At 39.9% G+C, this 25506-nt stretch carries 22 protein-coding genes; 4 read left to right on the plus strand and 18 right to left on the minus strand.

The genetic code is table 11. The features are described from left to right. The first annotated feature begins 839 nt into the window (after positions 1-839). Positions 840-2606, plus strand: coding sequence for a DegV family protein (locus tag DES38_RS08290; protein WP_110251650.1), 1767 nt, complete (start codon positions 840-842; stop codon positions 2604-2606). 98 nt (positions 2607-2704) lie between these two features. After that, a complete protein-coding gene (locus DES38_RS08295) occupies positions 2705-3100 on the plus strand; it encodes a DUF2177 family protein (protein ID WP_110251651.1) in 396 nt (131 codons plus the stop codon). Positions 3101-3327: 227 nt separating this feature from the next. Here the strand turns inward: DES38_RS08295 and dnaB are convergent, their stop codons facing one another. Genes dnaB through DES38_RS08315 form a run of 4 tightly spaced genes read right to left on the minus strand, consistent with a single transcriptional unit; the run spans position 3328 to position 8153 of the window. Then, the gene (gene dnaB / locus DES38_RS08300; RefSeq protein ID WP_110251652.1) at positions 3328-4695 is read right to left on the minus strand and encodes a replicative DNA helicase; all 1368 of its coding nucleotides are present in this window, start codon (positions 4693-4695) and stop codon (positions 3328-3330) included. 51 nt (positions 4696-4746) lie between these two features. Beyond that, positions 4747-5193: a 50S ribosomal protein L9 gene (rplI, locus tag DES38_RS08305; RefSeq protein WP_110251653.1), complete on the minus strand. Its 447-nt coding sequence runs from the start codon at positions 5191-5193 to the stop codon at positions 4747-4749. After that, entirely contained in the window at positions 5190-7166 is a 1977-nt protein-coding gene (locus tag DES38_RS08310) for a DHH family phosphoesterase (protein ID WP_110251654.1), read from the minus strand. Before DES38_RS08310 ends, rplI begins: the two co-directional genes overlap by 4 nt. Before the next feature lie 39 nt (positions 7167-7205). Next, positions 7206-8153 (minus strand): YybS family protein, encoded by a 948-nt coding sequence (locus tag DES38_RS08315; RefSeq protein ID WP_110251655.1) that lies wholly within the window; start codon positions 8151-8153, stop codon positions 7206-7208. Between the two features lie 231 nt (positions 8154-8384). Here DES38_RS08315 and DES38_RS08320 point away from each other — a divergent pair, with 231 nt between their 5' ends. Both DES38_RS08320 and DES38_RS08325 read left to right on the plus strand, forming a co-directional pair. Next, on the plus strand, positions 8385-9179 hold the full coding sequence (locus DES38_RS08320) for an HAD family hydrolase (RefSeq protein WP_110251656.1): 795 nt from the start codon (positions 8385-8387) through the stop codon (positions 9177-9179). Between the two features lie 186 nt (positions 9180-9365). Next, positions 9366-10733: an MATE family efflux transporter gene (locus DES38_RS08325; protein ID WP_110251657.1), complete on the plus strand. Its 1368-nt coding sequence runs from the start codon at positions 9366-9368 to the stop codon at positions 10731-10733. A 173-nt stretch (positions 10734-10906) separates the two neighbouring features. On the opposite strand, the gene rpsR is transcribed toward DES38_RS08325, so the two are convergent. From rpsR to DES38_RS08395, 14 genes are all read right to left on the minus strand, one after another. Then, positions 10907-11140 (minus strand): 30S ribosomal protein S18, encoded by a 234-nt coding sequence (rpsR, locus tag DES38_RS08330; protein ID WP_110251658.1) that lies wholly within the window; start codon positions 11138-11140, stop codon positions 10907-10909. A gap of 21 nt (positions 11141-11161) precedes the next feature. Further along, positions 11162-11659, minus strand: a complete 498-nt coding sequence (gene ssb, locus DES38_RS08335; protein WP_110251659.1) for a single-stranded DNA-binding protein — start codon at positions 11657-11659, stop codon at positions 11162-11164. A gap of 16 nt (positions 11660-11675) precedes the next feature. Further along, entirely contained in the window at positions 11676-11963 is a 288-nt protein-coding gene (gene rpsF / locus DES38_RS08340; protein ID WP_110251660.1) for a 30S ribosomal protein S6, read from the minus strand. 137 nt (positions 11964-12100) lie between these two features. Beyond that, entirely contained in the window at positions 12101-13201 is a 1101-nt protein-coding gene (gene ychF / locus DES38_RS08345; protein ID WP_110251661.1) for a redox-regulated ATPase YchF, read from the minus strand. A gap of 201 nt (positions 13202-13402) precedes the next feature. Beyond that, complete coding sequence (locus DES38_RS08350; RefSeq protein WP_110251662.1) at positions 13403-13603, minus strand: DUF951 domain-containing protein; 201 nt, start codon at positions 13601-13603, stop codon at positions 13403-13405. 179 nt (positions 13604-13782) lie between these two features. Beyond that, a complete protein-coding gene (locus DES38_RS08355) occupies positions 13783-14493 on the minus strand; it encodes a DUF554 domain-containing protein (protein ID WP_110251663.1) in 711 nt (236 codons plus the stop codon). 96 nt (positions 14494-14589) lie between these two features. After that, positions 14590-15438 (minus strand): ParB/RepB/Spo0J family partition protein, encoded by an 849-nt coding sequence (locus DES38_RS08360; protein ID WP_110251664.1) that lies wholly within the window; start codon positions 15436-15438, stop codon positions 14590-14592. Beyond that, positions 15428-16192: a ParA family protein gene (locus DES38_RS08365; RefSeq protein WP_110251665.1), complete on the minus strand. Its 765-nt coding sequence runs from the start codon at positions 16190-16192 to the stop codon at positions 15428-15430. The genes DES38_RS08360 and DES38_RS08365 overlap by 11 nt, the downstream gene beginning before the upstream one ends. Positions 16193-16439: 247 nt before the next feature. Next, a complete protein-coding gene (noc, locus tag DES38_RS08370) occupies positions 16440-17297 on the minus strand; it encodes a nucleoid occlusion protein (RefSeq protein WP_110251666.1) in 858 nt (285 codons plus the stop codon). A 177-nt stretch (positions 17298-17474) separates the two neighbouring features. After that, entirely contained in the window at positions 17475-18191 is a 717-nt protein-coding gene (gene rsmG, locus DES38_RS08375) for a 16S rRNA (guanine(527)-N(7))-methyltransferase RsmG (RefSeq protein ID WP_110251667.1), read from the minus strand. Positions 18192-18222: 31 nt separating this feature from the next. Next, positions 18223-20112, minus strand: coding sequence for a tRNA uridine-5-carboxymethylaminomethyl(34) synthesis enzyme MnmG (mnmG, locus tag DES38_RS08380; protein WP_110251668.1), 1890 nt, complete (start codon positions 20110-20112; stop codon positions 18223-18225). Positions 20113-20132: 20 nt separating this feature from the next. Continuing rightward, the gene (gene mnmE, locus DES38_RS08385; protein WP_110251669.1) at positions 20133-21509 is read right to left on the minus strand and encodes a tRNA uridine-5-carboxymethylaminomethyl(34) synthesis GTPase MnmE; all 1377 of its coding nucleotides are present in this window, start codon (positions 21507-21509) and stop codon (positions 20133-20135) included. 290 nt (positions 21510-21799) lie between these two features. After that, positions 21800-23671: a diguanylate cyclase domain-containing protein gene (locus DES38_RS08390; RefSeq protein WP_110251670.1), complete on the minus strand. Its 1872-nt coding sequence runs from the start codon at positions 23669-23671 to the stop codon at positions 21800-21802. A 322-nt stretch (positions 23672-23993) separates the two neighbouring features. Beyond that, positions 23994-25478 carry a multicopper oxidase family protein gene (locus DES38_RS08395; RefSeq protein ID WP_245881990.1) on the minus strand — a complete coding sequence of 495 codons (1485 nt, stop codon included), beginning with the start codon at positions 25476-25478 and terminating at the stop codon, positions 23994-23996. Positions 25479-25506: the final 28 nt, after the last annotated feature.

Consider the following 25506-nt stretch of genomic DNA (forward strand, 5'->3'; position numbering starts at 1 on the left):
TTATACGCTGGTGAAAAGCTCCTGGAAGAATAGCGCCACTTCATCAACATTCATGCTTATGTAAAAAATAGACACAACTACTAACTAAATCGCCCGAACACCCTTATTTAAAAAGGGACGTTTGAGCGATTTAGTTTACATACCGAAACCATTCCTGTCATAACCGTTTGGCAATTAAGCAAATACGTAAACGCCTACCATTTATGATTAAAAACACTCGTTGAGGAACAACGCAGGACTGATTTTCAAAAGGCACGTATACCTAAGCCAGTATTCATGACAAACCTATACAGAATACTGTATAATTAGAGAGTAGCTTGTTGAGCTATCTATCCGCTTATTTCATGTGCATCAGGCAACGAACATGTCATTAGCAACCGGTGGTGATTAACTAATTCACGCACGGCTTCTGGCTATGCCTATTTAACCACTGGCGGAGAAAGCACCACTTATTTACTTGTGGGTACACACGACAAGGGGTGAAAATTAACTTCATTATGATTTATTTCGCTCGATCATGATTTAGCTCCTCTCTTAAAAGGGTATATAAGAATTGAGATTGGTGATAAAGCTTACGCTATTTACGCGGGTTTATTCTTAACTGAACAAACAGACGTCCCACTTGTGTGTGATATTCACGCTGGCACTTGCCAGCAACCGGACACGCTTACCAATGGGGATCTGTTGCAGAAAGGTCAATCGTGGCCAGGACAACGAGCCATTCAACCTATCTCGTGTTTACGCGTCTTACTTACGGTTAAGCGCCAGCGTAAATCTATCCTTCAGCTTTATCACTTGTTCACTAAACCAATAACGACATACAAAAATAGGGGGCCGTTATGGAAACAATAACGCATGACACATTATATTCAAGTTTAATCAATGGTGCGAAAGAGGTCATGAATAATCGCATGTTTTTAAACAAAATCAATGTTTTTCCGGTGGCAGATGGGGACACGGGGAGTAACCTCTTCTCTACGATGCACAGCATCGTCTACCATTCAGAATTAAAGGAAAATAGTAAAACGACACTGGAGTCAATTGCTGATTCAGCCATCATTGGCGCACGCGGTAATTCTGGCTTAATTTTTGCTCAATACTTTCAAGGGCTATGTGAAGGGATGCCTACAGAGACTGTCATTACTAAGGAAGCCTTCGTCCTAGCAAGTAAGAATGGCATGGATTATGCTTATCAAGCAATGGAAAAGCCCGTTGAAGGAACCATGTTAACAATTATGACCGTCTTTCATGACGCCCTAAGCCAAGAGCTTGAGCGGCACTCAACGTTTGATACCTTAGTTGAATCGGCCTTTAAAAATGTCGAAATAGCGGTTGAGAAAACTACCGACCAGTTAAAAATTTTAAAACAATCGTCAGTCGTTGACTCAGGTGCGAAAGGGTTTGCTTATTTCATTAAAGGTTTCTTAGCTGGCGTGAAGGGGCAATTTATCACAAAAGATATGACTGAGATTGAGGAAATGATTCCAGCGATTGAACATGAAGAAAGGGATTCATTACATTACCGCTACTGTACCGAAGCATTAATCGAAAAAGATAGCGCAGTTGATGTAAAAGGCCTTCTTTCTGACATCGGGGATTCAATTATCCAAGTGAAGGGCAAACAGAAAACACGCGTACACATTCACACCAATGCGCCCGCTGAAGTGTTTAAACGGTTATCAAATCAAGGGAAAATCATCGAACAAAAAGTTGATGATATGGTCGAGCAATATAACCGCATTCACCACCGCAAACATCAAACCGTGATTGTGACCGATTCAATTGCCGACTTACCGGAAGAAGTAATCGATGATGCACAAGTACATGTCGTGCATTTATCGTTACTTGTTGGTGAAGAGTCATACTTAGATAAGCTTACCGTAACTAATGAGCGTTTATTTGATTTAGCTAAGTCAAAGCAAACACACCCAACCTCATCGCAACCATCGATCAAGCATATCGAAAATGCTTACCGCTATTTATTATCTTATCATGAACATGTTATCGTCTTTTCAGTTGCCCAAAAGTTAAGTGGCACATACAATGTCTTCTTGCAGGCAGCAGAAACATTCAATGCCCAAAAACAAGTCATTCATGTCATCGATACGAAACAGAACTCTGTCGCTGAGGGGTTAATTGTCTGGAAAGCGATTCAGCACTTAAAAGCAGGAAAATCCGTCGAAGAAATTATCTCAGCTACCAAATCCGCCGTTGACCGCTCGAAAATCTTAGTGAAAATCAACACCCTTGATAACATGATTGCTTCCGGTCGTCTGAGTGTCCGGGCCGGTGGGATTGCTAAAAAAGTAGGTTTAAAGCCAATCATTACTTTAGATGAACACGGAGAAGGTGGTATTTTCAAAATCGCCTTTAATCCTGAGAAAGCTTTAAAGAAGATTCTCAAACACATTAAGCACATTGATAACAGTAAAGGAATTAAACACTTTGCTGTTACCTATGTTGATGATGAACAGTTAGGCATCGCTTTCGCCGATGCACTGACAGACGCCCTAAATAAAGAACCTGAATTTATCACAAAGAGTTCCGGCGTGATTGCGATGGGAGCTGGAGTTGGCGCGGTTGCCGTTGCATACATGACGGCGTAACACAGCAAGTACTCGCGTGCTTCGTTAAGCTTACTTAATATTCAGCAGTTATCTTGGCATTATTCACCGAAACGTATTAAAAAACAGGAGGTTTATGGATGCGCTATTTAATGATTTACTTGATTACGCTCGTTGCCTTTTTCTTAGTTGACATTCTTTGGTTAGGGGTTGTTGCTAAAAACCTTTATAAAGAAGAGATTGGCTTTATTATGAAAGCTAAACCGAATTGGGTGGCTGCGATTATCTTTTATTTAATTTTTATTCTCGGCCTCGTCTTTTTTGTTATCCTTCCAGCTTTGGAATCGCAAAGCATTGTCGACGCTTTACTGAGAGGGATGTTCTTTGGTTTTGTAACCTATTCTACTTACGATTTAACGAATTTAGCCACTTTAGAAAATTGGCCGATTAAAATCACCATTATCGATTTAATTTGGGGAACAACTTTAGGGGGACTCGTTTCAACCATTAGTTATTTCTTCTCTTCAAATCTTTAAGGTTGGTCATTGGCTTAAGAAAGGGCTCTGGTGATACCTATCGTCACCTTTAAGCTTTCAATTAAGCCTGCAAAAACAGCCATCTGTTCATGAATGACTGTCCTCCGTAACTGGTAGGAACATGTCAGACATCGACAGATGGCTGTTCTTTTGATTCTTAGTTGATTGTCTATTGTTTCTTTGCAGGATTACTTTCTAAAACCGCACCTCAAGGCTTGGTGCATCCTTTATGCTGAGGGGATATCGCTCGGTTGGTAACGATGATCCAAATCAACAAATTTGTTGTATTCTTTGATAAAAGCAAGTTCCACGGTGCCAACGGGACCGTTACGTTGCTTCGCAATTAATATTTCAATGATGTTCTGTTTCTCAGATTCTTTGTCATAGTAGTCATCACGGTATAAGAAGCCGACAATATCAGCATCTTGCTCAATACTTCCTGACTCACGTAAATCAGACATCATTGGCCGTTTATCTTGGCGTTGTTCAACGCCACGTGAAAGCTGAGATAATGCAATGACCGGGATGTTTAATTCCCGTGCGAGCCCTTTTAAAGACCGAGAAATCTCAGACACCTCTTGTTGACGATTTTCTTTTGCGCTTGCGCCACTGCCGTGGATAAGCTGCAAGTAATCAATCAAAATCATACCGAGGCCATGTTCTTGTTTCAAACGTCTACATTTAGAGCGAATTTCATTCACGCGGATACCTGGTGAGTCGTCAATAAAAATACCAGCATTTGATAGACTGCCCATTGCCATGGTTAATTTACCCCAATCATCTGGCTCCAAGTTACCGGTCCGTAGCCGTTGGGCATCAATATTGCCTTCCGCACACAACATCCGGTTCACGAGCTGATCGGCCCCCATCTCTAAGCTGAAAATAGCTACATTTTCATCGGTTTTTGTCGCTACGTTTTGAGCTACATTTAATGCAAAGGCTGTCTTACCTACCGATGGACGCGCTGCTACGATGATGAGATCATTTCGCTGAAAACCTGACGTAATCTTATCTAAGTCCCGGAATCCGGTTGGAATCCCGGTCACATCTCCATCACGGAGGTGAAGCTGTTCAATGTTATCATATACATCGATTAAGACGTCTTTAATGTTCTTAAAGGCATTCGCGTTTTGCCGATTGCTCACTTCTAAGATATGCTTTTCTGCTTCACTTAACACATCTTCAATGTCATCTTCACGGTCATAACTTTCTGTTACGATATCAGTTGCTGTCCGAATCAAGCGTCTTAATACAGCCTTCTCTTCAACAATTTTGGTATAGTAACCAATGTTCGCAGCTGTTGGGACAGCGTTCGCCAGTTCAGTTAAGTAACTCACGCCTCCGACTTCTTCTAACAACTTTTGGTTAGATAAGGCGGTTGTAACAGTAACGAGATCAATCGGTTCCCCGCGATCATTTAAGGTAAGCATCACTTGAAAGATACGCTGATGACTTGCCCGGTAAAAATCATAGGGTAATAAGTGTTCTGATGCAGTTGAGATGGCATCGGGTGCTAAAAAGACGGCACCAATGACCGCTTGTTCTGCTTCTATGTTATGTGGTGGGGTTCGCGCTTCTTGATACGCATCACTCATTTACCTTCACTCCTTTAGCTAAAAAAGGAAAGAGGACTAAGCCTCTTTCACTTATTGTTCAACGACATGTACTTTAATTTCACCGGTCACATCTGGGTGTAATTTCACCGGTACTGTTGTGTAGCCAAGGGCACGAATCGGTTGATCTAATTCAATTTTACGTTTATCAATTTTAATGTCATGATTTTTTTGTAGCTGTTCAGAAATTTGTTTACTCGTAATCGAACCGAAAAGCCGACCACCCTCACCCGCTTTTGTCTTTAAGGTCACTTCTAAATCCGCTAACCGTTTTTTTAACGCTTCAGCTTCATGAACAACCGCTTCTTCTTTTTGTTTCTCTTTGTTTTGTTGTGCTTCTAACCCTTTTAAGTTCCCTGGAGTTGCTTCAATTGCTAAGTTGTTTTTCAAGAGATAGTTACGGGCATAGCCTTCTGAGACGTTTTTAACTTCTCCCTTTGTCCCTTTACCTTTAACATCTTTCACAAAAATTACTTTCATTCTTCGTCTCCTCCTTCTAATGATTCATCTAATATATCAAGAAGCATCCCATATGCTTCCGGAATGGTTACATTGTCAATTTGCGTCGCCGCATTCGTTAAATGACCGCCACCTTGCATCCGCTCCATAATTAGTTGGACATTGACATCGCCAAGCGAACGGGCACTAATCCCAATACGGCCGTCACTCCGTTCCGAAATAACAAACGATGCATCAATGCCACTCATCGTTAATAACGTATCAGCTGCTTGTGCGATTAACACCGGACTAAATATTTCACCTTTATCAGCACGGGCAATCGCAATATTTCCATGATGAATGATGGCATTTTCAATTAAATGGGCGCGTTTGACATACACATCGATATCTTCTTCTAAAAAGCGTTGCACAAGAACGGTATCAGCACCTTTAGAGCGCAAGTATGACGCTGCATCAAAGGTTCGCGAGCCTGTTCTTAACGTGAAACTCTTCGTATCAACAATAATCCCGGCTAGTAGTGCGGTTGATTCCAACATTGATAGCTTTAGCGTTCGTGGTTGATACTCGAGTAACTCCGTAATCAATTCAGCCGTTGATGATGCATAAGGCTCCATATAGACGAGTGTCGGTGCTTGAATGAACTCTTCACCACGCCGGTGATGGTCAATCACGACAACGTATTCTGTTTTAGATAGTAACTTTACCTCTTGCACCAGCACCGGTTTATGGGTATCAACGACAACCAGTAACGTTTGTTTCGTGACCATTTCTAACGCTTCTTCTGGTGAAATAAAGTGCTCCCACAATTCGGTTTCTTTCACTTCATTAATTAAGCGTTCGACACCGGTATCTAAATCATTTTCATCAATGACCACATAACCTTCAATCTGATTTGCTAAAGCAACTTTTAAAACACCAATCGCTGAACCAATCGAATCCATATCGGGGGCTTTATGACCCATGATCATGACTTGCTCACTTTGTTGGACCAGATCTTTTAAGGCGTGTGAGATAACCCTTGCTCTAACCCGGGTTCGTTTTTCCATTGGATTTGTTTTACCACCGAAGAAACGTACTTTCCCTTGGTCATCTTTAATGACGACTTGATCGCCCCCACGTCCAAGCGCTAAATCTAAACTTGATTGGGCCAGTTCCCCTAATTGCGGTAAGCTGGCATCGCCATAGCCGACACCAAAACTTAATGTCAGTGGCACATTTTTATTATCAGAAATTAGCTCGCGCACTTCATCAAGAATATCAAATTTTGTCTTTTCAAGTTCCTTCAATATTTCTTGGTTCATGATTGCCATAAAGCGATCTTGAGAGACACGCTTCAGATAAATACCAGAGCCTGTCGACCACTGATTAAGTAAAGAGGTCACATCAGAATTGACATGACTTTTGGCTGTATCGTCCATCGCTTGGGTAATTTCTTCATAATTATCTAAAATGATAATACCAAGGACTGTTTTTTCATTACGGTACATTTCTTGAATTTCAATTTGTTTCGTGCGATCGGAAAAATATAACAAGCGTTCATCTTTTTTTATCGTGACCTGAAAACTTGAATCGTCAAGAGGGATGACCACATGATCCTGATCCTCTTTGATTGCTTGAACGAGCAAGTCATCAAAAATATCGAGTGACTGACCGACCATGGTGTCTTCGTCTTCACTAAATCGATTAAGAAAAGGATTAACCCATTCAATCTGATAGTTTTCACTGTATAATAAAATCCCTATTGGCATTTCAAGTAAAGCCTCTTCGCCCACTTTCTTCACGCGGTGGGACAAGGTCGTGATATACTCTTCCCGTTCTTCTAACAATTTTTGCTCTTGTCTAATCGTATAATACAAGGATACCCCAAGTAATACGGTCATCAGTAGACCTAAAATCCACTCTAAATACCAGGTAAACCCTAACAGTAAAAAGGCAATCAGGTACGTATAGAGCATATGATGACTGAGCGTCGGTTTGTTAAACCACTTTTGCATTGCGTTCAACTCCTAATTGAGTATGCTGTCTACTCATGACTACTTCAAACGTTTCCGCATCATAAATCCTATATCAATTATACCTAAGATTCGTGTAACATAAAGCCCTACAGGTAAAATTATTATGGCAATTACCGTTAAAACAATGGCTAATGTCTTCGGTTGACGTTTTTTGTGTAAATAATAAAAAATAAACGAAAGACCTTGCATTGAGAACAACAAGCCAATCAATAAGGATACGTTCATTAAGATATTCGCAAACATCGACCCTTCTGGGTAGCTAATCAAGGATAATAAAAGCACCACTAAGAAAAGCCAAATAATACTTTTAGGTAAGTTAAACCGACGAATAGCCGGGAAGAATAATTTACGTTTTTCTAACCGATTCAATAGCTTAAAGGTAAGCCATTGTAAAATCAAGCTCATGACAGCAGAAGTGATCAACATTAACGCTGGAATAACGTCTAGTACAACGAGCATTTGCTCTTTCACTGCCGCTAATTCACTTTCAGACAGGGTGACACCGACCGTTTCCATCATTTGTTGCGACTGTAATAACGAGTCCTGAATTAATAGGCGATATTCTGTCGCTAAGTGAATGCCCATCACAAATTCAAGTGCGGCCATTAAAATCATAAAGCCAATCATGTAAAAAGCTGTACCATGAACAAGGGTTTCATACGGATGACGGCCGCGTCTAACGGATTCCCCAACCGCACCGCCACTTAAAATCGCAAGTAGTGTCAGTGGTAATGATAGGAAGAAGAAATTAAAGGCGAAAATTAAAGTACTAACTAAAATAAGTCCACCCAATACTAATCCTTTTTTATACCCATGCTTATAGGTAAAGATACTAAGTGGCACGGGTAAGACAACGAGTAAGAAAATCCCGACCACTGGTAAAAAAGATACTGTGAACAAGAGGATGATAAATATCGCACCATATAACAATGCATCCTTTATCCATTGATTGTTTGTTTGTTTCATAAATTGACACCTCTATTATTAGATTTAGATTAAAAAAAACACAGCTTTAGCGGCTGTGCTAAATAGTTTCCATGCGTATTGCTTACCTGCGAGTCTTTCATTATTATAACGATTCTCGAATAAAAGCACAAACTAAAGCCACTCTAAGACTTATCGAAATTTTTTGAAAAAGACGTGATTTATCAGAATTCCTTGTTATAATGGCAGTAGACAATTGCAAGGGGGATTAACATGTTAAAAACAATCTGTTTCGATTTAGATGACACCCTACTATGGGACAAGAAAAGTATTCAAACAGCTTTTGAAGAAACATGTAAGACCGTAGAAGGTGTTTCGAGTGAGGCATTAGAAGCTGCCGTGCGTGAAGAAGCTACCGCACTTTATCAAAGTTATCCAATCTACCCACACACACAAATGATTGGCATTAACCCGTTTGAAGGACTGTGGGGCAGCTTTGATGATCCAGGTGAAGCCTTTCAACAAATGAAAGCAATTATTCCTACCTATCAGACAGAGGCCTGGACACGTGGCTTAAGAAAAGTTGGCATTGATGATGCTGCCCTCGGCGCTACCTTAGCGCAACGTTTTATCGAGAACCGCATCAACAACCCTTTTACTTATGAAGAGACCTATGCTGTACTTGATCAACTTAAAGATACTTATCAACTCGTATTATTAACAAATGGCGCTTCTTCCTTACAACGCTTAAAGCTTGACATCACACCGGAAATTGCCGAACGTTTTGACCATATTATTATTTCTGGGGAGTTTGGTCGAGGTAAACCTGATGTTAGTATCTTTGAACATCTAATTGATGTTGCTGGTGTTTCAAAAGAAGAAGCCATCATGATTGGTGATAATTTGAATACCGATATTTTAGGATCGAATCGTTTAGGGATGAAAAACATTTGGATTAATCATCACAATCAGACAGCTGAAGCAGTAAAACCAACGTATACCGTAACACGGCTGCAAGAGATATTACCGATCATCGAAATGTTATCGAATAGCTCATCCACGCACTAACCCGTCTTATCTGTTTTAAACATAGTTGTTTGAAAGTTGCCAAGTCTTGGTCGATTTGATAATATATACTGATTGAGTTGCCTCACCTTAGGTGAGGTCTTCTTTATGAGCTTTTAGCGAATTTAGACATATAACACCGAAAATACATAACAAAAGCTTAAGGTTTCAAAGGGAGGGGTATCATCGATGTATCATGCAGAATCTTGGCAAGAAAAATTACGTCTATTTTTAAGAATCTTATGGCCGATTATGATTACTCAAATTAGTTTGTCGATGATGAATTTAGTCGATACCATCATGGCAGGGCAAGTGGGTACGAATGATTTAGCTGGTGTTGCGATTGGGGCAAGCATTTGGTCACCCGTATTTACCGGAATGAACGGCATTACGTTAGCTATTACACCTATCATTGCTCACTACCTTGGTCGAAAAGAGGAACACAAAATTCATAATGCGGTGATGCAAGGGATTTACCTTGCCTTTATTATTGCACTCTTAATTATTGTAGCCGGCCAATTCGTTGTTCCGTTTGTATTGAATATCATGGATCTCGATCCCAGTGTCAGCCACATTGCCAAACATTACTTATTAGGCTTATCTTTTGGGGTTATTCCTTTATTCATCTCGAATGTCTTACGTAATTTCTATGACGGTCAAGGCTTGACTCGCATTACCATGTTCATCACCGTTATTGCAATTCCGTTTAACGTCTTCTTCAACTATAGTTTAATCTTTGGTAAATTCGGCTTGCCACAGTTAGGTGGAATTGGAGCAGGATATGCAACGGCCTTCACCTATTGGATTATCTTATTCGCTAGTATTTACATGCTTTTTAAAGTCGAAAAAATGCGCCGATACCATATATTCGTTGACTGGGTTAAACCTTCTCTAAACGCATTCAAAGAGCAATTAAAGATTGGCATCCCCATTGGTTTATCTATCTTTTTTGAAGTTAGTATTTTTTCAGTCGTCACCTTATTGATTGGCGCAATGTTTTCAACAACCATTATTGCTGCAAATCAAATTGTGATTAGTTTTACATCACTCATATTTATGATACCGCTTAGCTTATCTATGGCATTAACGATTGTTGTCGGTTTCTCTGTCGGTGGTCATAAATTAGAAGCAGCCAAACAATACAGCTTTCTAGGCGTACTTAGTGGGATTGGTGTCTTACTTATTGCCGCTGTCTTTATGCTATTCTTCCGAGAAGGGATTGCGGGATGGTATTCAACAGATCCTGAAGTTATTTCTTATGCCGGACGACTCTTCTTAATTGCGATACTGTACCAGCTATCCGATGGCGCTCAGGCAGGGCTTCAAGGCGTGCTTAGAGGCTATAAAGATGTCCAATTACCTTTCTTCATTGCCTTTGTTTCTTACTGGATTTTAGGCATTCCCATTGGTTACCTTCTTGCCCGCTTCACTGATCTCGGGCCCTTCGGGCTTTGGATTGGCATCTCCATTGGGCTTACAGGGGCTGCTGTCGGCTTTTTAATCCGCTTGCGGATAAATTATCGCCGTGAACGCCGCGCCGCAATGATGGTCTCTTAAAGGCGTTATTTACCTTTCTAAACCCTATCCTCCCCCTTCGTACTGACAATGTATGAGGGGGGGTTATCTCTAGCAACAAAAGCATTCCGCCTAGGTAAAGACACAAAAAAAACCTATCTTTCTTTATCGTCTTTTGAAAGACGAATGGGAAAGATAGGTTTTTTTGTTTGCTACTATTCTGCAACGTATGGCAATAAAGCCATTTGACGTGCACGTTTGATAGCGATTGTTAATTTACGTTGATATTTTGCAGAAGTTCCTGTAACACGACGTGGAAGAATTTTTCCGCGTTCTGATACGAAACGTCTTAGCAAATCAACGTCTTTGTAATCGATATGAGTGATGCCATTTGCTGTGAAATAACATACTTTACGACGTTTTGGACGTCCACCGCGACGAGGTGCCATTTGAAATCCCCCTTTACTTATTTAGAATGGTAAATCATCGTCTGATATATCAATAGGCTCTAAGTTATCACTTGATGAACCTGTTGGTTGATTATTCGATTGATTATAATTGGGCGTTTGCTGTTGGTTCTGGTGTTGCTCTGATTGATAACTTCCAGACCCTTGTCCGCCACTTTGTGATTGAGATCCTTTTGATGCGTTTTTAGACTCTAAAAACTGCACGGAGTCAGCCACAACCTCTGTAATATACACACGTTTTCCATCTTGACCATCAAATGAACGGGTCTGAATACGACCGTCTACACCAATAAGGGAACCCTTATTCATATAGTTTGCTAAATTTTCAGCTGGTTTTCTCCAAACGACACAGTTAATAAAATCTGCTTCACGATCTCCTTGCTGGTTAGAAAAAGGTCTATTTACAGCGACAGTGAAATTAGCAACAGCTATTCCACTTGACGTATAGCGTAAGTCTGGATCCTTGGTTAATCTGCCGACAAGAACGACACGATTTAACATGAGAACCCCCCCTTAATTATTGTTCATCGCGAATAGCCATGTGACGAATAATATCGTCAGAGAACTTAGCTAGACGGTCGAATTCGTTGATCGCTTGCTCATCACCAGTAAAGCTGATTAGAACATAATAGCCATCACGGAAATCGTTAATTTCATAAGCAAGACGTTTCTTGCCTTTTTCATCAACTTTTGTAATCTCCGCACCGTTATCAGTAAGAATTGAGTTAAAACGCTCAATTAAAGCCGTTTTAGCTTCGTCCTCGATATTTGGGCGGATGATGTACATAATTTCATATTTTCTCATCCGTATACACCTCCTTTTGGTCTTAGCGGCCCCTTAGTTTGCTAAGGAGCAAGAAGTAATAATTCATTCATTACTCACAATCAAATATTATACCAAAGAAACATCTTATTAGCAAGACAAATTATTGTTTTGCTGAATTATACATTAAAGCGGAAATGAATAACATCGCCATCTTTAACAATATATTCTTTACCCTCTAAGCGAACGCGCCCACGCTCTTTAGCAACTGCCATTGATCCTGCATCAACTAGATCATCATACGATACTGTTTCTGCACGAATAAATCCACGCTCAAAGTCTGTATGAATGATTCCAGCAGCTTGAGGTGCCTTTATCCCTTTAACAAACGTCCACGCACGCACTTCTTGTTCACCTGCGGTGAAATAAGTCGCTAAACCAAGCAAGTTGTAAGTCGCTTTAATCAATTGATCTAGACCAGACTCAGGAATACCTAATTCTTCAAGGAACATCTCTTTTTCCTCGCCATCTAACTCGGCAATTTCAGATTCAACTTTTGCACTAATGATGATTACTTCTGCATTGTCACCTTCAGCAAATGCTTTTACTTTTGTAACATGTGGGTTTTGATCGGCCGCTAACAACTCATCTTCTCCAACATTTGCTGCATAAAGAATTGGTTTTTGCGTCAACAGATGTAACCCTTTGACGATTTTTAGTTGTTCGTCAGTAAATTCCACTGAACGTGCCGGTTTCTCATCTTCAAATGCATCTCTTAATTTAGTTAAAATGTTAAATTCAATAACCGCTTCCTTATCCTTCACCCGAGCAAGTTTCTCTACACGCTGTAAGCGTTTAGTTACGGTTTCCAGATCTGCTAGTATCAACTCCAAATTAATTGTTTCAATATCTGAAATCGGATCGACAGAGCCGGAAACATGGGTAATGTTTTCATCTTCAAAGCAACGGACAACATGACAAATTGCATCTACTTGACGAATATGTGATAAGAATTGGTTACCTAAACCTTCACCCTTACTTGCCCCTTTAACAATCCCTGCAATATCAGTAAACTCAAACGCTGTAGGGATAGTTTTCTTAGGTTTTACAAGCTCCGTTAATTTATCAAGGCGCTCATCTGGTACTTCTACAATCCCAACATTAGGATCAATCGTACAAAACGGATAGTTTGCAGATTCTGCACCTGCTTGTGTGATTGCGTTAAATAATGTTGATTTACCCACGTTAGGTAAGCCAACGATTCCTGCTGTTAATGCCATATCTTTTCTTCCACTCCTTAAGGGTATGACGCTCTAGAGAACGTTATTACTTTTTTATTATAGTTTTGCCTTTATAAAAACACAAGTTGCTGCTTTTTCAGCAACTTTGCTTCATTTAATGTCTTTCGTAAGTTCTGGCTTTAATTCTATAAAAAACCACTGTGACTTTGCCCTGCTTTTAAAATGTTTCACGTGAAACATTTACTGCTCAGCTGACTCAATCACTTTTTTTAATTTCGTTTCGAACTTCTTACGCGGTACAAGCACGCTGTGATCGCAACCCTGACATTTGATACGTACGTCCATTCCTAAACGAATGACTTTCCAACGATTTGTCCCACAAGGATGGGGCTTTTTCATCTCAACAATGTCATTTAGCTGATAAACCTTTTGCAATCTCATTCACACTCCTTCATACATTCCAACCTCTACTATATCACGTTTGATGAAATTTAAACATCAAATATGTTCCCCTTTTTGATTTCATAGCTTTCATATTTATTGTGAAAAATATAACGTCTGATAGCCATTTATGGTACGCTCTGCTCATTTTCTTACGCCATAACATAGCTTTAACTAGTCTAAGTGAATAACATTGCCTTACCCATTAAAAATAGTGTTACCAGTACAAGTGATGGAATAAGGTTGGCAATCCGTATTTTAGTAATGCCTAACATATTAAAACCAATCGCAGTAATCATCAACCCTCCTGTTGCGGTAACATTAATAATCCAGATATCTAAAAAGGCGCCTGGTACGAACTGATGAATAACCGCTGCCAGCAAGGCAATCGCCCCTTGATATAACACAACCGGAAACACACTTAAGCCAACGCCGACGCCTAAAGTTGTTGTTAAAATCATTGCAGTAAAACCATCCAAAATCGATTTCGTATACAAAATACTATGATCATAGCGCAGTCCGCTATCTAACGCACCAACAATCCCCATAGCTCCAATCACAAAAATGAGGCTTGCCGTGATAAAGCCTTGTGAGATACGTTGGTCTGCGTTCTTACTGCTAATGATTGTTGCTATACGATCACCAAACTGGTTTAACCGTGTCTCTATCTTTAATAATTCTCCGATGATGCCACCGAACATTAAACTTAAAATAACAATAATAAGCTCACTTACATCAAAAGCCATCTGCAACCCGATTAAAATAACAGCTAGACTAACAGCGTGTAAGGCGGTTTCTTTATAATTTTCGGGGATTTTCTGAAAAAACAGTCCAATGATGGTGCCTGCAATGATAGTCAAACCATTGATGAATGTACCTGTTAATGCCAAATGATGTTCCTCCTTTTTTATGCGTCAATACCAATGTTTCACGTGAAACATTGGTAAAAAGCCTGACTTACCAAAGTAAGTCAGGCCGTTATAAGACTAATCTTTTAATAAATCAATGATACGTTCCAAATCTTTAGGGTTGTAAAATTCAATTTCAATCTTACCTTTTTTCTTCCCTTGACTGATTGACACATGGGTACCAAATTTACTTTTTAAAATATCTTCATGCTCGGCGATAAAAATATCTTTCTTTGGTTTGCTTTTCTTCTTTTTCGTGTTTTCTTCATTTAACTCTTGAACGAGCTGTTCTAACTGCCGGACATTTAGTTTTTCATGACTTACTTTCTTAATTAATGCATTTAATTTCGTCTTATCTTTTAAACCAAGAAGTGTTCGACCATGAGCCATTGATAACTCCCCATTGTTAATCATTGCTGTGACTTGAGCTGGTAATTGCAACAAGCGTACAACATTAGCGATGTGTGGTCGACTTTTACCTAGTTTCTGAGCTAAATCTTCCTGGGTAAGCTTATGACTCTTCATTAAATTAACATAGGCCTGTGCTTCTTCGATTGGGGTCAGATTCTCACGCTGAAGGTTCTCAAGTAACGCAAGTTCCATCATGCGTTGATCATCCATGTCTTTTATAATCGCTGGAACTGTATCAAGCCCTGCTTCTTTAGCAGCGCGATAACGCCGTTCCCCTGCGATAATTTCGAAACCTTTAATTGATTCACGTACCAACAATGGCTGAATGATGCCATATGTTAAAATCGATTGTTTTAATTCATCAATCGCTTCAACTTGAAACGTTTTCCGTGGTTGATATGGATTTGGTCGACATGCCTTAATATCGATTTGGACAACTTGCTCCTCTTTCGGTTCATTGTTATCTAATTCCGGAAAAAAAGCATTAATCCCTTTTCCTAAGCCTCTATTTGCCACTAGCAATCACTTCCTTCGCTAAATCGAGATAAACTTCAGCACCACGTGACTTTGGATCATACGTGATAATCGGTTGTCCATGACTAGGTGCCTCTCCTAAGCGCACATTTCGAGGAATAATCGATCGATAAACCTTGTCTTGAAAATACTTTTTGACTTCTTCAATCACCTGCAAGCCTAAATTCGTACGTGCATCGAGCATCGTTAATAGGACACCTTCGATTTCCAGCGACTTGTTCAGATGCTTCTGAACCAGACGGACCGTATTAAGTAATTGACTCAATCCTTCTAATGCATAGTATTCACATTGAACAGGAATCATCACGCTATCAGCTGCTGTTAAGGCGTTAAGTGTTAACAAACCTAGCGATGGTGGACAATCAATAATAATATAGTCATAGTCTGCAACAGACGACTCTAATGCTTTTTTCAAGCGTACTTCTCGTGAAATTGTTGGTACCAGTTCTATTTCAGCACCAGCCAGTTGAATGGTTGCTGGAATGACATCTAAATTTTCTACGTTTGTAGGGATGCGTACATCTCGAGCATCTAAATCATCAACGAGTACATCATAAATACATTGATCAACATCTGCTTTATTGACACCTAAACCACTTGTGGCATTGCCTTGCGGATCAATGTCAACCAGTAGTACTTTATGTCCTAAATATGCTAAACATGCACTTAGATTCACGGATGATGTTGTTTTTCCTACGCCGCCTTTTTGATTGGCAATGGCGATTACTCTTCCCATGGTGTCACCTACCTCTATTTCTAAAGCTTCTTTTCTATAATATCACTTTTTGACTCAATATACATCGAAATTAAATAGTTAATTGTAAAAAGCAAAAATATCATGCTTGATTTTTGGTGCGTTTTTCAGAAAAAACAACTGTTATGATGATATATTGCCTGTATTCAACCAATTACTTTTACAACTAAAAAATGTGCATTTACTTCTTTCCTTAGAAAGGTAAATGCACATGATTTGTCGTGTTGGCCTACTTTTTATGCTTAGGTATTTTGATTGTAATCTGATAGTAATCATCAAGATCCTGTTCATCGGTTTCTAAATCAACACCTGTATCTGACACCATTGTTAAAGATTGACGTATCGTATTCATTGCAATACGCATATCTTTACTAACACCTTTAAATTTCGGCTTCGCTTTTTTCTTTTTGGGCTCGACCAGTTGATTGATTCGTGCTTCTGTCTGTTTCACATTCAACTCTTTTTCAATGATTTCTCGTAACAACTTTTCGATCCGTTCAGGATCTTTGAGTTTAATCATGGCCCGCGCATGACGTTCTGTGATTTGTTTTTCTAATATTGCTTGATGAATAACTGGTGGAAGCTTTAATAGTCTTAATTTATTCGCAATCGTTGATTGACTCTTACCTAGACGTTGCGCTAATGCTTCCTGTGTCAATTCATGAATATCTAGTAAACGTTGATAAGCTTTAGCTTCCTCAATCACGGTTAATTCTTCTCGCTGCAGATTTTCAATTAATGCCACTGAGGCGGTTTCTTTATCATTCATTTGTCTTATAATTGCTGGTACGGTTTCCCACCCTAAATGAGTGACCGCACGATAACGACGTTCACCGGCAATAATCTCATATTTCTTGTTAGCATCTTCAATTGCACGCACAACAATCGGTTGAATCATGCCATGTGTATGAATGGTTTGCGCTAACTCTTCTATTTTCTCTTCATTGAAGATTGTCCGAGGCTGAAAGCGATTCGGTGTGATTTCTGCTAGTGGAATCTTTATCACTTCATCTTGATTAAATGCAGCTTCATCGATTGATTCTTCTTTTTCGCTCATACCAAATATGCGACCAAATGGAGGTAACATAAGTAAACACCACCTTTTCTTCCGTCTTACCGTTTAATCTAAGGATAAACAATAATGTTTCACGTGAAACATTACTACGTTTGGTTGATTGATTTATCGCCTATACCTCTTCTATTCTATCATATAAATGCATAAAAAAATCAATCTCAGCATATTTTTTTGTTCACAAACCCTCACTTAGGTTAACGGTGTTTTGTTCGGTGTTCCCGGTTTTCTAGGGAATTTCTTAGGTGTCTGACGTCGTTTGTTAATGATGACAATGTTGCGTTCCCCTTGGTCTTCAGGTAAATCAAAGGTAAACACATGATCGATTTCACCGCCTAACAATTCAATTGCATTTTTCGCTTCTTTAAGCTCTGTTTCTGCATTTGGTCCCTTCATTGCGACAAATTGCCCCCCCGTTTTTACAAGTGGCAAGCACAATTCACTCAATACCGATGTCTTAGCAACAGCACGGGCCATGACTAAGTCAAATTGGTGGCGGAATTGCTTATTCTGACCAAATAATTCTGCACGATCGTGATAAAAGGCAACATCTTCTAATCCTAAAGATGCGGCTAATTCATTTAAAAAGGTAATGCGTTTTTTAAGTGAATCAACAATCGTTACTTTTAAGCTCGGAAAAATGATTTTCAATGGAATACTAGGAAAGCCGGCACCAGCACCAACATCACAAATGGATAAAGGTTGATTAAAATCCATGTAGAAACTAGCAGTAATCGAATCATAGAAGTGCTTTAAGTACACCCCAGGTTGATCAGTAATGGCTGTTAAGTTGATTTTTTCATTCCATTCCACTAACGTTTGATAATATAAATCAAATTGCTCAATTTGACGTTCCGATAATTCAATGCCTTGAGCCTTTAGCATTTCTACAAATGTATCAACAGTCATAATGGCTTCCTTTCTTAAGTAAGGACACAGATTATTCTGTGTCCGTTCTTCTTTTAATTTGTCCTTGCTCAATATATACAAGTAAAATTGAGACATCTGCTGGGTTTACTCCAGAGATACGTGAGGCTTGGCCGACCGATAACGGACGAACTTTCTCAAGTTTCTGACGTGCTTCAGTTGCTAGCCCACTAATCGCAGTGTAGTCAATGTTTTCAGGAATTACTTTATTTTCCATTTTTTTCATGCGCTCCACTTGCTGATTTGATTTACTAATGTAGCCTTCATATTTCACTTGAATTTCTACTTGTTCTTTTACATCCGCTTCTACATCAGACGTTTCACCCGTTATTTCTTCAATCAGTGCATACGTTACTTTTGGACGCTTCATTAACTCTAACGCTTTAATGGGTTCTTTCACCGGTGTTTCGCCAATCGATGCTAAGTGTTGATTCACCTCATCAGATGGACGAACTACAATTTTTGATAACCGTTTTGTTTCTTCGTCAATTTGTTGGAGTTTCGCTTGGAAACGCTGATAGCGTTCCTCAGTAATCATCTTGTGTTGGTAAGCGAGTTCGACGAGACGTAAGTCCGCGTTATCATGACGTAACAATAACCGATATTCAGCACGCGACGTTAATAACCGGTAAGGTTCATTCGTTCCCTTCGTTACTAAGTCGTCAATCAAAACACCGATATAGGCTTGTGAGCGGTCTAGAATAAACGGATCTAAGCCTAACGCATGGCCTGCTGCATTTGCACCCGCCATTAAGCCTTGACCTGCTGCTTCTTCATAACCAGAAGTCCCATTAATTTGACCTGCCGTAAACAGACCTGCTATTGTTTTTACTTCTAATGTCGGCCAAAGCTGTGTCGGTACGACTGAATCGTACTCAATGGCATAACCAGCGCGCATAATTTCTGCTTCTTCTAAGCCTGGAATCGAGCGTAACATTTTGTGCTGGACAAATTCAGGTAAAGACGTCGAAAATCCTTGCACATACACTTCTTCGGTATGGCGCCCTTCAGGTTCTAAGAAGATTTGATGACGCGGCTTGTCATGGAACCGGACGACTTTATCTTCAATTGACGGACAATAACGCGGCCCTGTTCCTTTAATCATACCGGAGTACATCGCTGATAAATTTAGATTATCATTGATAATTTCATGTGTTTCTTCAGTTGTATAGGTTAACCAGCAAGGAATTTGATCAAGAATTGCTGTTTTTGTTTCATAAGAAAAGTGACTCGGCACAGGGTCGCCTGGCTGAATTTCTGTTTTTGAATAATCAATTGTTTTTGAGTTCACCCGTGGTGGTGTACCCGTTTTAAATCGAACCAATTCAAACCCTAATGCTTCAAGATTCTCGGCTAGCTTTACTGACGCGCGTTGATTGTTAGGACCTGACTCATACGACATGTCGCCAATAATAACGCGCCCACGCATAAAGGTACCTGTTGTAATAATAACTGATGGTGCATAAAAGGCTGCTTTTGTTTCGGTTAAGACCCCTTTAACTCGACCCTCTTCTACAATCAGTTCTTCAACCATCGCTTGACGCATCGTTAACTGCTCTAACTTCTCTAATTCATACTTCATTTCTTGAATATATAACGGTTTATCCGCTTGTGCTCTTAAAGCACGAACCGCTGGACCTTTACCGGTATTCAACATCCGCATTTGGATATATGTCTTATCAATGACTTTCCCCATTAACCCACCTAAGGCATCAATTTCACGAACGACGACCCCTTTTGCGGGTCCACCAATTGATGGATTACATGGCATAAAAGCAATCATATCTAAATTCAATGACAACATTAACGTTTTGGCACCGCGTTTAACCGCCGCATGCGCAGCTTCAACACCGGCATGGCCGGCACCAACAACAATTACATCATAATGACCTGCATCATACATTAACTTTCTCCCCTTTTGTATTACTTCCCTAAACAGAATTGTGAGAATAACTGATCAATTAAACTATCTTGCATCGTATCCCCAATAATCTCTCCGAGTAATTCCCATGAACGTGTAACATCGATTTGAATTAAATCCAGTGGCATACCGTCATCGATCGCTTGACTTGCTTCACTTAAAGCCGTTTGTGCTTGCTTTAATAATTGAATATGGCGGACATTTGAGACATAGGATAAATCATCCGCTTCAATTGAACCTTTAAAAAAGGTTTCTGCGATGGCCTCTTCCAATTGATCAACACCAGCATCTTCAATTAAAGAACCGGTAACGATGTGATGATGACCTGCCAGTGTGCTTACTTCTTCATGGTCAAGTAAACCTGATAAATCTGTTTTATTTATCAATACAATCGTCTCTAAATCTTTAACCACCTCAAACAATTGGCGATCTTCATCCGTTAACGGTTCATTGTTATTGAGGACAAGTAAGATTAAATCTGCTTCTTTTAAAGCTTGACGCGAACGCTCGACGCCAATTCTTTCAACAATGTCTTCTGTCTCACGAATTCCCGCTGTATCAATTAAACGTAGCGGTACACCACGGACATTGACATACTCTTCAATAACATCGCGCGTTGTTCCGGGAATATCCGTCACAATCGCTTTATTTTCTTGGACCAAAGCATTGAGTAACGACGACTTTCCTACATTCGGACGACCAATAATCGCCGTTTTAATGCCTTCGCGTAAAATCTTTCCTTGTCGTGCCATTGCGAGTAACTTATCAATTTCTTCAGACACTTCTTTAATGCGTGTGCGTAACAGTTGCTGGGTCATTTCTTCGACATCATCGTATTCGGGATAGTCAATGTTAACCTCAACATGCGCAACCGTTTCAATCAATTGTTGGCGTAATTTGGTGATTAATTGCGACAGCTTTCCATCGAGTTGACGGACTGCGACATGCATCGCTTTGTCTGTTTTAGCGCGTATTAAGTCCATCACCGCTTCCGCCTGGGATAAATCAATGCGTCCATTTAAAAAGGCACGCTTAGTAAATTCACCAGGTTCAGCGAGTCGAGCACCGTAACCTAGCGCCATTTCTAACAAACGATTAACTGATGCTAGTCCGCCGTGGCAATTAATTTCAACCACATCTTCACGTGTAAACGTCTTTGGTGCACGCATTACACTGACCATCACTTCTTCAATCATTTCGTCAGTATCTGGTGCGACGATTTTACCATAGTGAATGGTATGGGTTTCAACCGTTGCTAACGACTTCCCGCGAAACATTTTATCAGCAATGGCTATCGCATCATCACCACTTAAGCGCACAATCGCAATCGCCCCTTCACCCAGTGGGGTTGAGATTGCTGTTATTGTATCAAAATCCATTTCGCTACACCTCCATGTATGGACTAATTCGTTATAAAAACTAGCACTTTATATTATTCATTACCTTTACTTTTTAAAAGTCATCACTAACTTAACAGAATATCATAATTTAAAGGAAATGGACAGCTATATACTTATCCACTGTGGATAAATATATAGCTGTCCATTGTTCTCCACAAGCGCAACGCACCATTGTTCACTTATCAATTATCCACAAGAAAAAAGAGCGTCGCTTTTTCAAATAGCTTCGCTCCTTTAGAAGATATCACACAAACTAGTTGCAAGACGCCTTACTCCCTATCATAGAAACGATACGCACCTTTTCCCGCCGCTTTTACTTGATACATGGCTTCATCTGCACGATCAACCAACGCTTGATAATTTGTCGCATCGTTTGGAAAAATGGCTATACCAAGAGAAGGTGAAGTAAGAATCGTCTTACCCGCCACATGATAGACTTGGCTCAAAACATCTACAAGCGTTTCTGCTAGGTTGATTACTTCTTTTCTATCAATGTCGGATAAGTATATCACAAACTCATCGCCACCTGTTCGTGAAATCAGACCTTCTCTGCCATCAATGACCACACGCAGTCGCCTAGCAACCTCAATCAGTAATTGATCACCAACACGGTGACCATTATTGTCATTGATTGATTTGAAGTTATCCAAGTCAAGAAAACAGACATAGATACTTTCTTGATCTTTTTCAGCCTGTTCCAGCGCTCGTTTTAGTTTGCGCTCGAAACGCAAACGATTAGATAGACCTGTTAATGAATCATGAAAAGCTAAATGTCTTACCTGCTTTTCTTGTTCCTTTTGTTTGGTAATGTCTTTACCAATTCCAAAAATACCGACAAAGCTACCTTCAACAATGATTGGAATTAAGGTAAGCTGGAGATGGAGCGTTGTGTTGGTTAACCTAAATGTTAACTCATGACTCCGCGTTTCGCCTCTCACTAAATAATCCAAATGCCCAGCCATCGTGCGCTGTTGAGCTTCATCAATAAATGATAAACTGTACGCACCAATGATTTGATCTTCAGTTAAGCCGATTAAAAGTGCACCCTTTCGGTTTACACTCGTAAAGTAACCGTCAGCATTGACCGAGAAAACCGCATCTGGGTGGTAATTAAATAACGATTTGTAGCGCTGTTCACTTATTTCTAATTCAACGGTTTTCTTTTCATATTCATGAATCAAGTAACGATTCTCTAGCAAGACAAACACTTGCCTAATCAAAATTAAGAAGAAGGTAAGGATTGATCCCAATAAAAGAATCGGATCTTGTCTTTCATCGGTAAACAACAACACGATTAAAAGGAGTACATTCGCATACGGTAATAAATAATGCAACCGTCCTTTATTTAATTTTTCATGACTTGTTTTTGGTTCAACATCTTTATAGTAGTAGCCACTTGCCATCAACAAAATGGCTAGAATAAACAGTGGATCAATTAATGCGCCTGAATCATAACCCGTGCTGGTCATCAAGTATAGGTAGCTTGAATCCGCAAACACTTGAACAAGGATACCAATAAATAAAAGCAACAACGCTTGATTTGACATCAGACGTTTACTAAGATAATAAATCGAGATCAGACCGAACATTAACAGTAAATCACCGACAGGGTAGGCAATGGACACTACTAATTCTGCTAAAGGAAGCTCATTAGCAGCAATGATCGGATTAATAATAAAATGCCAACTTAATATCGTGGCAACAATCATAATAATTAATAAATCAAATAAAAATTTTACCAAACTGTACTTCCGATCAGGATGAACGACTTTGTATCCAACAGCTAACAAATAGAAGAACAACTGTAATAGATAAAAGACATCTGCTAAGCCAGGGAAAGGTACCTCAACTGCCAGTATGTTCTCATAATAAAACCAAGTAATTTCAGCGAGAAATACGCTCGCTGTACCCCAAAAGATAAACAACCATAGGGTAGGTTCTTTTTTGTTTGACTGGGCATAATGCGTTAGACTAGGCCACAACCAAACCAAGGCAATTAGTATGCCACCAATGGATAATAGATTGCCTCCCAGCGTTAATATGAACGGGTGCGAACGAAAAGATAGTAACCAAACATAATAAATTAATGTAAAAAGAACACTAAAGCCAATTGCTTTTGGTCCTGTCATCTTAATATTCATGGTAAGCCCTCACTTCTATTGAAAGACCGCTTCCTCATACAAGGTATCATTGCAGGACGATCTTCTTGTCGACACAATCAAAAACGGATAATTAGGTAATTTTTTTATTGCACTTGCTTCCATTTACCTATTTCAATTTACCGTCCCATTATACATCTTTCTATTAGTCACGTCATGAATAAACTTACATTAATTGAAAAATTCTTAACATTTTAAAAAATTACCACAAATTACAACCGGTTCCATTCCTCTGACGCTTTCACTAAAAAAAAGCTGTGTTGGTCCCCACCGACCTGTGCACAGCTTTTCTAAAAAATATTTTTTATTTCACTTCAAATTGCCCCATCATACCGGCATCTTCATGCTCTAAAATGTGACAATGGTACATAAATACCCCGGGGGAATTGAAGGTAGCGATGACCCGCACGGTTTCGCCTGGTTCGACGATAAAGGTATCCTTCCAACCCCTTTCATTCGGTGCTGGAGCCCTGCCATCACGATCTAGTATTTGAAACTGAACACCGTGCGCATGGAAGGGATGGACCGTCCCTCCCATCATCCCCATGCCACTATCGTTTGATACTTCCCATATTTCGGTATCCCCTAAAGAAATTGTTTCATCAATCCGATCGATATCAAATTGCTTTCCGTTAATGTTAACCGAGGGACCCATGCCTTGGAATACAAACTGCCGGGTTCGGACTGCTTCACTCGGTTCAATTGGCTCAATTGTCGTTAACGAATCGGGGACTGTAAAGGCTGTTTCTGCTTGCCCTTCAACATTAAACGTCATAAATGACTGGTTTCGATTCATTAGTTGCACCACCTCACCCTTCGTAACCTGCGAAAAGTCAACGAGAATCTCGGCGCGCTCACTCGGTCCCAACCTTAATTGATCCATTTCAACTGGCTCAGTTAAAAAACCACCATCACTTGCAATCTGGTGAAAGGTAATGCCGCTATCAAAAGCAAGTTCAAATATGCTAGCATTGGATCCATTTAAGATTCTCAGCCGAATCATTTCTTGATTAACCTCTAAATAAGGATCAATTGAACCATTCACAAGCATCGTATCCCCCTGTAAACCTGTCATAATATCAGGCATAGCTAAATGATAATTAAAACGACCATCCGCATTAAACTGTTTATCCTGAACAATCAACGGAATATCATTTTCCCCATAAGTTTTGGGGATCGCTAACTGATCTGACACCTCGTCTTCAACGAATAGTAACCCTGCTAAACCCTTATAAACTTGACGTCCAGTGTTCTTCTCTGGATGGGGGTGATACCATAATGTTGCGGCGGGTTGGTCAACTGTAAAGGTCGGGGACCAGGTTTCACCAGACAAAATCCCTGAATGGGGTCCACCATCTGCCTCACCATCCACTTCTAAGCCATGCCAATGGATGGTTGTGAGTTCATCTTCTAATTGATTTTCTACATTTATCGTTACTTCCTCGCCTCGTCTGACCCGAATTACTGGACCTAAATAGTCACCATTATAACCCATTGTCTCTGTTTCAACGTCGTTCACAAATGTTTTGCTGCCGTTTTGACTCACGATATCAAATGTTGCTTGATCAGGGTGAGGATTGGTATCCTCTAACAGTTCTGGAATCGGTAAAGGTTCTGCTGTTGCTGTGCGTTCACCTTGGTCAGCTTCACTTTGAGATTGCGCTTGGTCACGATTCATCGACGTGTTGCTCATCGGCCCGAATAATGCTTCGCTTTGAAAGAAATAGATAATAATGATTAAAAAAATCGCTAATGCTAATACAATCATACTTGATTGTCTGTTTCGCATGATATGTGCCTCCCTTAGCTTGTACGTT

The sequence above is a fragment of the Streptohalobacillus salinus genome (genome assembly GCF_003201605.1).
Classification (GTDB): Bacteria; Bacillota; Bacilli; order Bacillales; family Amphibacillaceae; genus Streptohalobacillus; species Streptohalobacillus salinus.